We start from the raw sequence: 13302 nt of genomic DNA, 5'->3' as shown, positions 1-13302 counted from the left end.
TTTACATCACTCCAAATTCGAATTCAGCGAAGCGGACGTTTTCATCCCAGCTATCCTCTCCTTCGAACCATCTCACTTGATAATTGTTTGTCTCATTGTTATTCCGGTTGAGCAGGTCATGAAGCACAGGGTAGGTTTTATCAGATATTTTGGTATTCTGGTGTAGAATGCCATCATAGAGGACATTCTGTTCGAAGAACTCCTTGGCTATCGGATACCATTTGCTAAGATCACTGTAAAATTGCCGTATATTTGGAGTTGTATCGGCCAGGTCTTTTCGGTAGTGATGGTTCATGTAGAACACGCTCGCTTGGAAGATGTCTTCAACAAGTACAGGGCATATGAGGTCTGAGCTGCCGCCTCTTTCTGAGCGCCGGCAAACACCGAGGTCAATAGCTCTTGTTGCGCAGTGGCGAAGCTTTTCTTCGTTCCAGTCCTCAGATATTTCAGGATCGGTTAGGATATCTTTGAAGTACGTGTTGTCTTTTCTCCAGTTTGTTTGATAACGACCTGTAGACTTATCCTTTTGTTCCCATACTTTAGTTAGGAAGGTCCGGAATGCGTTGGGAATAGTCACATTTGAGGTATCAATATCGGCTTCGCAGAGAAGAGAGAGTATTAATGCGCTAACAGCTCCTCTTTTTGTCTCATCATCTAATTTATCGGTAGATAAAATATCGTAGACTTTTCTGCCGCTTGTCTTGGTGCCGAAGTTGTTCTCTGATTCTTCTGTTAAACTGAGTTCAGTATCTAGAGGGTCATCACCTTTAGCTTCTACAAAGTTCAGGAGCTGAGTGATCTCAGAGTAGGTGTGTCCTCCTGGGCTGAGGGCAGGACTATGGTCTTCTCCACTGTCATCCTGAACTATTCTGTAGCCAAATTGGTCAAGCTCTGATACTAGGTCTCTAACGGATTGACTTCCCTCACCTCCTAGGATATTCACGATTTCAAGTATAGTGCGATAACCTCCTTTCGGCATAGGTTTGTTTAAAGACATCTCATACACCCCTCCAAATTGCGACAGGAACAACAGACTCCTCTATAGAAACTCCGCCGTGAATCCAAAGGTCGGAGCTTTGAGTCCCAAACTTCGCGTTAGGGTTGTTAGGATTTAGCATCACACAATTCTCATCACTGTCTGGTAATCCCACTTCAATATAACTTACCGTGTCATCTGAGAGTTCCCCCCTTATTTCATCGACGTCGTCTACAAATGTTCCACGACAGTGACTCATTCCCCTTTGATTCGCTTCTGTGGGTCGTGGAATAGCTTCCGACTCAAGCGTTTCGACCATTCCGTGATCTGATGTGATTAAGATATCAGCGTGGTCCCCGTATTTTCGTATAAATTCTGGGATATTTTCTCTCAAGTGAGCGTCTATCTTCCGATGAATATCTGTAGGGTAGCGTGCACCCTGATCGATGTCGGCGTTGTATATGATTACTGAATCACCATTCTGAAGCATTTCGAAGAGTTCCTCCTCTTTTTCATCTCCGAGAAATGCATCTAAATCAAGTCCTGCTAGTCCATCTTCGCCATCAGTAAATCCACCTAAGTCGTCAAAGTCTAATTCGCTGCTGAGGGAAGATCGAAACATCTCCGTTACTGACGGGATTGGGGCGATTGCCTGCTGAATTTCCCATCGCTCGTCCGTTTTCCTTTCAGACAGGAATCCTGCCGTTTCATGGGTGGCGAGTGGGAGACCATCTAATAGGAGAACTATTTTCGGTCCATCTTCATCTAAGAAGTCCGCTATCACGCTGTGGTTTTTTGAAGAGGAGTAGTCCCCACTAATAATTTTCTCGACTAGAAGTCTCGTCACTAAGGCCTTATCTCTGGACGTGACTTCCATCTGGTATCTTTTTAGGATATCTAAGAACGGATCCCCACCACTAATCCCATCTAGATTAACTGCAGTGAGTAGTGCTGAGAAGATGCTTCTTGTGGGGTCTGACTCCAGAAACTCGGCGATATAGCTTGAACGTTCCAGGAATTGGCTTCGGTCTACTTCTTCGATGTTATTAAGGACGTCACTCGGTTCCCTTGCAAGGTTATCGCGTATGGCTTGCTCCAACTGGTTCTCAAAGGTATCGAGACATAGTATGCCTGCTAGAACCTGAATTGTACTGAATTCCTCTATATCGCCTTCTTCAATAGTCATTTCTTCAAGAATATCTTCGAATCTTTGGCTGTTAGATTGGATTTGGCGGGGGATTTCGCCGAAGAGATTGACGAAGTCTTGTCGGGCGAACCGACCTCCTTGTCGTTCTCTTAGCTCTTGAGCGGCTATGTAGCGAAGGAGTTCTTTGTTTGGACGAAGTAAGAGTGCTTTCTCTGAGTCGCTTAGATTCCAAAGCCCTTTTCGGTCAATAATAGATTGAAGCCGGTTAGGGTTAATTCCAGCTTCATCAAGGAACTCGGTGAAGAGATCCCTTTGTTGGAGGTATTCGTGAATAGCTAGTCGGCTTTGCTTTTTCGATATATTTTCTTCTTTGAGGAGGTGTTGTGCGGACTTCTCAATTGGTGAGTGGTCGGAGATATGGTGGATTGAGTTCAGGTGACTAGTCCATCTTCCGTCTCGAGTTTGGAGGAGTTTCCATTGCCAGGTCTTACAGAGGAGAACTGTTTTGTAGGTTTTGACCCAGCCCATTACCTGCTTTCCTGCCTTAGGTTCGGACAGAACAATTTCACTCTTATCAGAAATATCAACACAATTCACAACGCCAATTGCGGGGTCAAAATCTTCTATATCCCCAATATTTCGGCGCTGTAGGTTGTCTATTTCCTCTCCTAAATATTCAATCACTTTCTCCTTCTCCTTTTGTGTAGTATATGTTATTAGAGTCCCCCACGAGTTTCTTTGGTCAGGTATGTCAAGATCCAGGCCCATCATCAGTCCTCCCCCTCTGCCAGGTCACAAAATAGTTTAATCATATTGAATGTATCCCGCCGCCCCTCTGTGAATGAATTTCTTCCACCATTAGCAGTATGTTAGCTTCACCATCCTGGGTATAATCTAATAGTATTTTGGTCACTGTCCTGTTTAGCGCCTCGTCAGTTAGTGCTAACCCATTGATCGGTTGATGTGGGTGTTACCGGTTGTAGTAATGTATGGACTGGCCATGACCACCTTAGTTGACCGATTAGGCGAATAGGTGAAACCCCCATAGGAATTCGCAGGCTAGAACAGTTGGATGATACTCAAATTGCTGTCTGCAACAGGTACTCTGGGTTCGGTGTCTCCAGCATCGGACCTCCTCTTCGTGAGCCCCCGCGTCGAGAAGAATTAACGCAGACCAGGTTAACCATGGATATATCGGCTCAGCGGCGTCTATGATTCGGTATAGTCCGGGCGCTCGGCGTATTCGATCGGATCGCGCGCGCCGAGATTCTGGAACGCCTGGAGGCGGAACGCACACGCGTCACACGTGCCACACGCTGGTGCCTCGTCCCGGTAGCAACTCCAAGTGTGCTCGTAGGGGACCTCGAGTTCGAGACCGCGCTCGGCGATGTCCGTCTTCGACAACTCGACGAACGGCGCTTCGACGCTGATCTCCGTCTCCGGTTTCGTGCCGACGTCGACGACCTGCTGGAATGCCTCGAAGAATTCCGGCCGGCAGTCCGGATACCCCGAGAAGTCCTCGCTGTGCGCACCGATGAACACAGCCGCACAGTCGTTGGCTTCCGCGTACGAGGTTGCCATCGACAGCAGGTTCGCGTTCCGGAACGGCACGTAGCTTGACGGAATTTCGTCACTTTCGAGGTCCGCCTCCTCAACGTCCATCTCATCGTCGGTAAGACTCGACGCACCGATTTTCGAGAGATGATCCGTTGTCAGGTGAAGGAAATCAGCGGCGCCGACGGTCTTAGCCTGAGCCTTTGCACAGTCGTACTCTTTACTCTCGGTCTGCTGGCCGTAGGACGTGTGCAGCATGTACAACTCGTAGCCGGTATCCTGCGCGACAGCGGCAGCCGTCGCGCTATCCATCCCCCCAGAAGCCAAGATAACTGCTCGCTGGTCACTCATCGCTGCCCCTCCGTACCCTTGATCGCTGCCTGGAACCGCTCACGTTCGGCCGCGGTCGGTTCGCCGGCTGTCGCTCTCGTGGTGGTCGTACTTTCCGTTTCGACGCCACGCATCGCCTCACAGAGGTGCGTTGCGTTCACTTCGACGAGAACAGTGTCTGCGTTGAGTTCTTCTTTGAGCCCCGACGCAATGTCGTTCGTCAGCCGTTCCTGCATTGTGAGTTGGCGTGACTGCCAGCGAACGTACCGAGTCAGCTTCGAGAGCCCTACTACCTCGTCTGTCGGCTGATACGCGAGATGGACTGTTCCAAAGAACGGCAGCAAGTGGTGTTCACACAGCGAGTATACGGGAATGCCGGTTTTCACGACGAGGTCGGTTGTCTCGGCGTCGAAGGTCCGCATCGTCGGCTTCGCGGCCTCCCGTTGACCTTCAGTGAGTGTCGCGAATGTGTCCGGAACGCGCCGCTGGCAGGTCTCCGCGAGCGCGTCACTGTCCGGGTCCTCGCCGACAGCCTCTAACAGGAGGCGAACGCCGCGCTGGGCCTTCTCGTAGTCGATGTCTGATTCCACCTCATCAGTTGCGAATTGGGAATGCGTACTCGTCATATTACGTTTCGGGAGCGTCGTTCCACAAGTCGACGTGCAAGCGGGGCGTGTATCGGTAGCCGTACTCCATCGCGAGGTCGGCGACCTCGTTCCGGCGAGCGTCGAGTTCGTCCCGAGTCGTTCCCTCCGGCATCAACAACACGTCGGAGTCAGGGATGTGACTCGCCGCTTTCGAGCGGACGTCGGCGAGGAGGGATTCGATCTCGGGCAGATCGTCGTGGCCAGTGACGACGAACTTGAGTTGTGCACCGTAGTCGTCGACGAGCGCGCTCAGCGTGTTGAGGTCGATACGACGGTCCTCATGGCGGTCCACCCACTCGCCATCGCCCTTGGGGTCTTTCTCGGTGGTGGGTGTGCTGGTGGCGAGTTTCGGACTGATACTCGCCAGATCGATGGGGGCGTCGCGGTAGATGGTGCCGTTGGTTTCGACGGTGGTGTGGTACCCGAGATCATCAAGGTGTTTCAGGAGGGTGACCGAATCGTCATGGATGAGCGGTTCGCCACCAGTGAGGACGACGTGGTCGGCGTCGTCGTGTGACTGGACCTCCTTGACGATGTCGTCGACGCTTATGGTAGCGTGGGTCGGTTCCCATGAGGTGTGGTAGGAGTCACAGAACCAACATCGGAGGTTACAGCCACTCGTTCGGACGAACACCGACGGTGTCCCGGTGAGTTTGCCCTCGCCCTGGAGCGAGTAGAAGAGCTCGTTGACCGGCAGCGCCGCGCCATCGACATCGTCCGTTGGCTGCTCATCAGCTGTCGAACTGACTGGCATCAGTGCGTCGCCCCCGCACAGAGCTCTGATGTCTCCCGCACCGTCACTGAGATGTCTGAGAGTGACTCTGGGAGTGTCTCGAGGAGTTTTTGTTCCAAGACGAGCCCCATCACTTCCGCGGTCGGTGGGTGTTCAAGAACGACGAGTGAATCACCGTCGCCGCTCTGTTCGAAGGCGTCGATGAGCGGGTCGTCCTTCTCGAGGAGGAAGCGGTGGTCCCAGTCATCTATTACTGAGGTAATATCTCCTTTGTCTACAACCCAGCCATCTTGAGTGAGAGATCCGGTGACCTCAACCGAGATCTCATAGTTGTGGCCGTGTGGACGGCTACATTTCCCATCATGGTGGAGGAGGCGATGCCCGGTGCTGATTCGGATCGGGTTGTCCTTTCCTACGAATAGTGTTCTCTTACCAGACTCAGTAAGATCAGGGACCGATTCTTGTTCAAGATGCACACCAAGAGGCTCTCCCAGTATTCACTAAGTATTATCGGTAGCATACTCACTATGTCTCTAATCACGTGAGGAAATTATATTGCAGTTGGTAAATTAGAACCAATAGTCGTGGAAACGTCGTCAGTCAGGCACCTCGAGACGGTTCAGCCGGATTGGGACGACCTTCCGCTAGCTTGCGAATTGCTTGAGTTGCGACGGCGTGAGCCGAATGCCGATCTGCGGACATTAGCCTTCAACAGAGGTGTCGTTGGGTCAAGAAAAGTTCAGCATGTGACTCGACTCTTGGAACTGCTTGACCTTCTGGATGAAGGCGAACTAACTGAAAGAGGGCGATGGCTGACCGAAGCGTATGAACGTGCACGGCAGCAGAGTCATTCAGGAGCAAAGTTAGGCGTCGGAGTGAAAGATTCGCTATCGTGTACCGAACAGGCCCTTCTCTGGATGGTTATTTTTTATGAGCACCGTTTGCCAATGTTGGCAGCTCTCCACCAACTTACAGTTGAGACCGTTCCGACAACTCAAGACTCACCAGCGGCACAGAGATTCGGTGAGCGAATCGGCCATCTCTACCCCGATGTCGATAGTGATAGCTCGTGGGTGCCGCGTGCTAAAGTACACTATAAGTGGTTAGTCCACTTAGAGTTCGCGAAGATTCGGTCGAACAATTACGTATTGACCGCTATTGGTGACGGTTTTTTTGAGCAAGTTGAAGCAGAGTGCCCTGACCAGTGGGATTCGATACAGATTCACACTGGCCCTACACTATCTGATTTCCATTAGCGAGTGCCAGTTCCAGAGTGATGTACTTCGAACGGATTTATAGGATGCCCTCCCATCGCTACTACTGGTGACTATCTAACGTGCGGTTTTACGTACCTGAGTGGGACGACGCAGTCGACTCTCACTACGATTTCGAACACGACGAATTCTCTACCCTGAACCGTCAAGAGCGCGATTTGGATTATATTTGGGACATTTTCGAGCCCGAAACCACACCAGTAGACGGGGTTCTAATCTCCCGCGAACAGGTCGAAGAGACAAACCGCAAAGCCGAGCGACTCGCCCAGTATGGTGTCTACGATGACCCCGTTCTTTCTATCCCGAATTGGTTGCCGACGATCAGTGACTGCGGCGCTTGGGGGTACAAGTCGCTCCCGTTCCCACCGTACGGGAACGAGGATATGCTTGACTTCTACGAGACGCTGGACGTTACTGTTGGCGTCACTATCGACCACCTCGTTCTAGGGTCGGGAAAGGACAAGGGACGACTCTATCTTGACGAACGGGCGTTCGACGAGGAGCTCAACAAAGGCGACATCCCCGATCCCATCACCGACGTCGTTGATGTTATGATCGAGGAATGGCCAGAGGAATGGCCCTCATATGTCGACGAGTACGAGCCGACGATTCGTACTGATCCCGACACAGAAGTTGAACCGTTCATCGCTGAGGACTTTCGGGGAGACATTGATACCGTTCTGTTCCATCTCGCACAGGATTCACGTGCGGTCTATCGCGAACACGACGCCGAGTTCCGCTACGACCTGACGCTGCGGAACGCCCGAGAGATGTATGACCTCTACCAGCGTCGTGACTACCCGTTTCGACTGATGGTCGCCATCCAAGGATGGAACCCTGACTCATACAGTAAGGCCACCGAGGAAGTGCTTGATATTGGCTACGACTACCTCGGAATCGGGGGCGTTGCAGGCAGTCCAACTCACGACGTCCGTGGGATCGTCAAAAGGGTCGGGAAGACAATCAAGCAGTTCGAACGGGAACACAACACCCGTATCGACTCCCACGTCTTCGGCTTCGCGAAGACTGAGGCGTTCGAGACGATCGGTCGGTCGGGGATGACCAGTTTCGACAGCGCGAGTATGCTCCGTTCGGCGTGGACAGGTGGACAGAATTATCGTCTTGATAACGACGAACGCTACGATGCTATTCGAGTTCGCTACCCATCGAGCCGGGACGATCTCGACGAAGCTGTTGAAAAGTCTTTACGCGGTCGTGAAACACTGGTGGCACTCCGAGCATACGATACAGGAGATTCGATTCGTAATTCTCTCGAGAGTTGGTACAAGCGGGCTGAGAAGGTGCTACCAGCGACGAGAGAATATCTACTGGAACACCGCTACGATGATCAGTATGATGAGTCGCTCCTACAGGACATAGAAAGAGCGTTCCGAACGGATTTCGAGTATGGACGCGAGCTTCAGGCGAGCTTCAGTGATAATCTCCGTAGTAGGCTAGTCAAACTCCTGCGGGAAGATGCCCCGACTGCTCCCGTCTCGTTCGAGGAGTACGACGAACTGCTGAGTACGGCGGAAGACGTATTTGAGGGGTTCCCACACGCGAAGACCGTTTTGGACGAGCCGTACGTTGTCAGTGACTATGATCGAGTCTGGGCGATTGTCCGGGATTACGCCGCTTGGATCGGTGACGACGACCTGCTCCAGGAGTATCAAGACACCCTTCGAAGTCGTCCGTGGGAGAAATGTGACTGTCCAATTTGTAGAGAGTACGGTATCGAGGTTTGCATCTTCCGGGGGAACGATCGGAATCGGAGACGAGGGTTCCACAACACACGACGCTTCTATGATGAATTCGAGGAAGATCTTCCGAAGATCCTCGTCGCGACCCAGGGTGATGCGGCCCTCAGTGGCTACGAAACTGTTGAAGACTATCTGCGCGACAAACACTCCTCGTTCTGGGGCCAGACACACGACCTTCCGGTCGCAGAGATTGGTGTACTAGATGCGAACGGGGTGAGTGAGTGGTGGGAAGAAACCCCGTCGCTCGTCTCGTTCGCCCCAGATCGTATGGCAGCAAACGTCGGCGAACAAGCAGCGAGGTACAAACACCTCTTCGTGCACACATTTGATGGTGAACTTGACGAAGAAGTTGTAGCGGTTGCTCGTGAAAACGGTTGCGAGGTTCACATCAATAGCAACCCCCGAGACTTGCGAGATGAAATACTCGAGGTCTGCGGGCAGAACTATGCAGCCAGTGATAACTTCGTGCCTCATCCACCTAAGATCGATACCGAGAACGGATTGGACATCCTTGTCATCGACCAGTGTTCAGGATCAAAGGAGATACCAGACGACGCACCCATTTTCGGTGAAGAGGAAACTCTTCAGTTCTCTCGTGAAGACCTCCTCGCTCGTGATAATGTGCCAGGTATTGCGGCACGCGACCTGTACACTGGACGCCAGCAAAAACACGTCAAGAGTGCAGTTAGATGGCTTTTGCGACAAGGCCACGACGTCGACCGTTACTTCGTGAGTGCAGGGTTTGGCCTTGTCGCAGAAGACGAGTATCTCCCACCCTACGAGGTATCGTTCAGTTCAATGAACGTTAGCGACATTAGAGAGCGATCTGCGAAGCTCTACATCCAAGAAGACCTACGAAACCTCCTTCAAGAGGCCGATTACGATATCGTCTTCTTTACCCTTGGGAAGGACTACTACACCAGTATCGACATCGACGAGATGGTTCAGGAGGTACGTTCCGACCAGATTGGTGTGGTGTTCAACCGCGAACTTGTCGAAGACCAGTTTGACAATATCGAATCCATCCCCGCCCGGACAGAGGACGCAAAAGAACATAGCACGATCGTTGTTGGACTCAAGGGACACTATATGAAGAACTTCGCTCGATACATCGATACCGTCGATACTCTTCGCCCGGAAACTATCGAAGAGGTATGTCAGCGAGTAGAGGAAGTACCACCACAAACGGAATTCGAGTCTGAGTGATCCTCCACTGCCAGATGGCATCATAGCGTTCTCCCGCTCCTAAGAATTGATCTCCTGTTCTAGGACAAACCCCAATCATCTGAATAGTTCATATCGCCCCATTCACTAAATAAGAGGACAGCTTATCCGAGCGGGAGGCATGTTGTATCGACGCAGGAAACTCGACCTCCCGCGAGGAGAATTAGACACCCCTGTTCTCTTTCCCGTCAGAAACATCGGGAAGCGGTCGAGTGACAATACACCGACGTACGTCGGCACGATCCCAGAGTTCTCGGCAGCGATGATCAACGCGAGATCGATCCGCAACCGGGACCCAATGTGGCAGAGAATATCGAATGGTGTAACATTACGAGAAGAAATGGACGTCCCCGAGGACACCATCGTTTTCGCGGATAGTGGTGGGTTCGATTTCGCCAACGAAGAAGTGGACACTACCCCAGCAAAAACGCTTGATACCCAGAGTCAATTGGACGCGGACATCCTCGGTACAGTCGACATTCCTCTCTCAAGGGAGAACCGGGCAGCAGAAAACCAACGGCGAATCGACCAAAGCATCGAGTACGCACTCAAAGCGAGCGACCATCACGATGGGGTGGGCCTTCTCTTCGCGAGTGTCCATGGTTACGATCCAGAGACGATCCGGAATAACATACAATACCTGGAGAAGAACGGCGAATTCGATGGGTATGCCCTCGGAAGTATGGTTCCTATACGAACCGATTATAAAAAAATAACAAAACTGATACTATCTGCACGAAACGCGACAGACAAGCACCTGCACGTGTATGGTCTCGGAGGTCTCGTCTATCAACCACTGCTGCTTTACTTGGGGGTCGACAGTTTCGACTCTTCGGCCTTCATTCGTAGTGCAGGCAACCGGAACTACCTGATTCCGGGCTTCGGCGGGGAAGAAATACGGAATATCGAGGAATTAGACAGGCTCCCCTGTCCCTGCCCAGTGTGTGGACAAAAAGAACTCGACGAGATTCGCGAAGACCGAACTGCCCTGACCCAGCATAATCTCTGGGCACTTGCGACCGAACTGCGACGCTTCCGTTATGTCGCCGAGTCTGGTCGAGATATTGAGGAGTACCTCGACTTGCGCTTCAGCGGGAACGAGGTCACTAAGCGGGCATACGAAACCGCGAAGCAACAGATGAGGAGGCTCACATGAGCGATGAGAGACCAACTGTAAGACCAGTCACTCTCAGCCGGTTGGCTGAACTGACTCATGCCTGTGAAGCAGTTAGCAAGTCAACTGAAGATCTTGAGGACGAATTGGAGGTAAGTCACCGCCGTGCGCGTGAAACAATCCTCGAAGCAAAGCGTATCTCCTTGCTCGACGAAAATGACTCTGGCGAGGAACCAGTCTATACGACGACTGATGTCGGTTTGTCCTTCCTTAGTGCAATTCGCGACGAGGACTGGAGTCAAGTAAGTACAATCTTAGAGACACGTAGTCCCCACTACGGGACACTCATCGAGGTTCTCGAAAACGTCGAAAACGCTGGTTTAGACACACTCCTGACTCAATTGGAAGAGGCACAAGAGTTCAGCCCATATTCGTATAACCAAACGAGTGTGGAGGTCCTCGGGGATTGGGCTGAGCGGTTGGGCCGAGTCCAACGGAACGCGTTCACAGGTGACTACTACTTGGTAGACCAGGCGGCGATATCCGCTAACTTCCACTACCTGCTTTTGGACGTGCACGACGATCTTGAAGAGAGAGCAGGTGTTGACCTCCGACAGCGCTACCTGTCGATTCCACGTCTCCGTGAGGAGACCTGTGAACGACTCGGCTGCACTCGCGATGATTTCGACGCAGCGCTGCTCTCGCTTTGCCGACAGAACGTCGGTAAACTCGAGCTGTCGGGAGCGCCGATGGATACAGCTGCGAAGGATGCAGCACTCGGCATCAAGCGTATTGCGCTCTCCGAAGAGGACGGTTTAGTTAGCACATCTCAGTCCACTCAGCAGGTCATGGCCGGCGTTGAACAGTTCGATAAGAAATACTACTACCTCGCGGTGCATGACCGCGACATCGAATACTCGCAGGAGGCTACATAATGTCCGACGCATTCACGATCACCGACGAACAGCAAGACTACTCACAGTACGACCTAGAGGCGAACCCCTTCCCATACAGTCCAGTTCCAGCTGAAGACCCCGAGATTTACTGTGGGCAGCAGCACGTTTCGGACAAGATCAGCTCCACGGTTTCGTCGATGTTGTCTACTGGGAAGTCGAAGCATCTGGTGGTCACCGGAAAGTATGGAAATGGGAAGTCTCATACGCTCAAATACACGCGCTCGCTACTCCGCGGTCGCGACGACGTCGTCGTGGGCTATGTCGCCCAACCTGGTGAAGGATTCCTCGACATCTACCACGAGTTCGTCTACGATCTGGGCTTCAACCGACTCCAAGAACTCGCGTACGAGTTCCTTGCATCTGTGGCGAGAGATGTCACCGACACGAACCCGATTGGTGCCAGTGGGATGGAATCGCTGATAGACGAAGGCGATGTGCTGCTCTCGGAAATTGTCCCCGAGTCGATTCGCCGCCTCAGCGATGTGACGAAGTTCGCCGACTTTGCGCGTGCCATTATCCACATGGTGTACGAGGACACGAATCTCTACGCGTGGCAGTGGCTCACCGCAGAGGGGATTCGATACGAGCAGCGGAAGGAGATGGAAATCCACAGCGCACTCGACGACGACACGATGGGTGTTCGGGCCTTCACCGCACTCAAAAATATGCTCCTCGAACTCGGCTACACCGGTATTTTCGTCTTCGTCGACGAGTTCGAGAGCATCGCACGACTCTCACCTAAGGACGAACAGGCAACACTCAACAGCATTCGGCACTTGATGGACCAGAACAGTTCGGGACTATGCATGCTGTTTGGTTGTGCTCCCGAGGTCTGGCAAGACGTAATGAGTGAGTACCACGCGTTCAGTGAGCGAATTGGGGAAGAAGTTGCCCTGAAACCCCTCACAAGTGAGAACCTCTATGAGTTGGTGCGTGATTATTTAGATCAAGAGAGGGTGTCTTCTACTGAAAATGAGGGGATAGACCCATTCTCTGAGGAGGCCTTAGATTTGATTCTCCAAACATCACAGGGCAATATCCGACAGGTCCTATCTATGTGTAGTCGTATCCTCGATGATGCTGCAAAATCACAGGAAAATAAAATCACAGTTGCTTGGGCCGAAGGAAAGATCTGATAATCAATAATTTAGGCGTTACCATTTCGGGGATCGTCAACGAATTCATAAAGCCCCTCAGTGACCTTAGTTACCCACCCAGCAGCGATGAGTTGCCTAAGTGCATAATTCACCTGTTGTTTGTTTATATTGGTCTGTTCTCGTAGAAATAATGGGTTTACTCGTCCCCAGGGTTGAGATGAACCCTGCCCTTCCTTCAAAACTTTCAGGATTTCTTCCTCGTTTTCACTCGGAGCATATTCCTCATTAGTCATGTGTGGCAAATACGCATCAGTTCGTATAGTCGTATCCTTCCCCACTTGTCTAACAGAGTAAATTACTACGTTAGAATTAAGGGTCTGGGAGTGTGTTGATGATATGAAGCGCGGTCCCTCAGAAACGAGGGCGGTGCTGGAGACACCGCACCCGCGCTGCCTGAGACAGACAGCATGTACACTCAAACCGACAACCT

General features: G+C 51.8%; 11 protein-coding genes. 4 read left to right on the top strand and 7 right to left on the bottom strand.

Features of this window, described 5'->3' with window-relative positions:
- Position 1 precedes the first annotated feature (1 nt).
- From RJT50_RS13995 to RJT50_RS13970, 6 genes are all read right to left on the bottom strand, one after another.
- The gene (locus tag RJT50_RS13995; RefSeq protein WP_313692129.1) at positions 2–997 is read right to left on the bottom strand and encodes a hypothetical protein; all 996 of its coding nucleotides are present in this window, start codon (positions 995–997) and stop codon (positions 2–4) included.
- Between the two features lies 1 nt (position 998).
- The gene (locus tag RJT50_RS13990; protein WP_313692128.1) at positions 999–2894 is read right to left on the bottom strand and encodes a PglZ domain-containing protein; all 1896 of its coding nucleotides are present in this window, start codon (positions 2892–2894) and stop codon (positions 999–1001) included.
- 438 nt (positions 2895–3332) lie between these two features.
- The gene (gene queC, locus RJT50_RS13985; RefSeq protein ID WP_313692126.1) at positions 3333–4028 is read right to left on the bottom strand and encodes a 7-cyano-7-deazaguanine synthase QueC; all 696 of its coding nucleotides are present in this window, start codon (positions 4026–4028) and stop codon (positions 3333–3335) included.
- Positions 4025–4633, bottom strand: coding sequence for a GTP cyclohydrolase I (gene folE, locus RJT50_RS13980; RefSeq protein WP_425499687.1), 609 nt, complete (start codon positions 4631–4633; stop codon positions 4025–4027). The genes queC and folE overlap by 4 nt, the downstream gene beginning before the upstream one ends.
- A 1-nt stretch (position 4634) precedes the next feature.
- On the bottom strand, positions 4635–5408 hold the full coding sequence (locus tag RJT50_RS13975; RefSeq protein WP_313692122.1) for a 7-carboxy-7-deazaguanine synthase QueE: 774 nt from the start codon (positions 5406–5408) through the stop codon (positions 4635–4637).
- Positions 5408–5863, bottom strand: coding sequence for a 6-pyruvoyl trahydropterin synthase family protein (locus RJT50_RS13970; protein ID WP_313692120.1), 456 nt, complete (start codon positions 5861–5863; stop codon positions 5408–5410). The genes RJT50_RS13975 and RJT50_RS13970 overlap by 1 nt, the downstream gene beginning before the upstream one ends.
- Before the next feature lie 860 nt (positions 5864–6723).
- On the opposite strand from RJT50_RS13970, the gene RJT50_RS13965 reads away from it, so the two are divergent.
- The 4 genes from RJT50_RS13965 to RJT50_RS13950 all read left to right on the top strand — a co-directional run bounded on the left by RJT50_RS13965 (position 6724) and on the right by RJT50_RS13950 (position 12851).
- Positions 6724–9627 (top strand): queuine tRNA-ribosyltransferase tRNA-guanine transglycosylase, encoded by a 2904-nt coding sequence (locus tag RJT50_RS13965; RefSeq protein ID WP_313692119.1) that lies wholly within the window; start codon positions 6724–6726, stop codon positions 9625–9627.
- Between the two features lie 139 nt (positions 9628–9766).
- Positions 9767–10801, top strand: coding sequence for a tRNA-guanine transglycosylase (locus tag RJT50_RS13960; RefSeq protein ID WP_313692118.1), 1035 nt, complete (start codon positions 9767–9769; stop codon positions 10799–10801).
- A complete protein-coding gene (locus tag RJT50_RS13955) occupies positions 10798–11694 on the top strand; it encodes a hypothetical protein (protein WP_313692117.1) in 897 nt (298 codons plus the stop codon). The genes RJT50_RS13960 and RJT50_RS13955 overlap by 4 nt, the downstream gene beginning before the upstream one ends.
- On the top strand, positions 11694–12851 hold the full coding sequence (locus RJT50_RS13950) for a BREX system ATP-binding domain-containing protein (RefSeq protein WP_313692115.1): 1158 nt from the start codon (positions 11694–11696) through the stop codon (positions 12849–12851). Before RJT50_RS13955 ends, RJT50_RS13950 begins: the two co-directional genes overlap by 1 nt.
- Positions 12852–12862: 11 nt before the next feature.
- On the opposite strand, the gene RJT50_RS13945 is transcribed toward RJT50_RS13950, so the two are convergent.
- Complete coding sequence (locus RJT50_RS13945) at positions 12863–13105, bottom strand: MarR family transcriptional regulator (RefSeq protein WP_313692114.1); 243 nt, start codon at positions 13103–13105, stop codon at positions 12863–12865.
- Positions 13106–13302 lie beyond the last annotated feature (197 nt).

Source organism: Halobaculum sp. XH14, assembly GCF_032116555.1.
GTDB classification, from domain to species: Archaea; Halobacteriota; Halobacteria; order Halobacteriales; family Haloferacaceae; genus Halorarum; species Halorarum halobium.
This window is presented reverse-complemented; position numbering and strand designations above follow the sequence as displayed.

Bases quoted from the DNA above. Each gene is read 5' to 3' on its own strand.
- folE (WP_425499687.1), bottom strand. From the start codon at position 4,633: ATGACGAGTACGCATTCCCAATTCGCAACTGATGAGGTGGAATCAGAC.
- queC (WP_313692126.1), bottom strand. From the start codon at position 4,028: ATGAGTGACCAGCGAGCAGTTATCTTGGCTTCTGGGGGGATGGATAGC.
- RJT50_RS13975 (WP_313692122.1), bottom strand. From the start codon at position 5,408: ATGCCAGTCAGTTCGACAGCTGATGAGCAGCCAACGGACGATGTCGAT.
- RJT50_RS13955 (WP_313692117.1), top strand. From the start codon at position 10,798: ATGAGCGATGAGAGACCAACTGTAAGACCAGTCACTCTCAGCCGGTTG.
- RJT50_RS13990 (WP_313692128.1), bottom strand. From the start codon at position 2,894: ATGATGGGCCTGGATCTTGACATACCTGACCAAAGAAACTCGTGGGGG.
- RJT50_RS13995 (WP_313692129.1), bottom strand. From the start codon at position 997: ATGTCTTTAAACAAACCTATGCCGAAAGGAGGTTATCGCACTATACTT.
- RJT50_RS13945 (WP_313692114.1), bottom strand. From the start codon at position 13,105: ATGACTAATGAGGAATATGCTCCGAGTGAAAACGAGGAAGAAATCCTG.
- RJT50_RS13950 (WP_313692115.1), top strand. From the start codon at position 11,694: ATGTCCGACGCATTCACGATCACCGACGAACAGCAAGACTACTCACAG.
- RJT50_RS13960 (WP_313692118.1), top strand. From the start codon at position 9,767: ATGTTGTATCGACGCAGGAAACTCGACCTCCCGCGAGGAGAATTAGAC.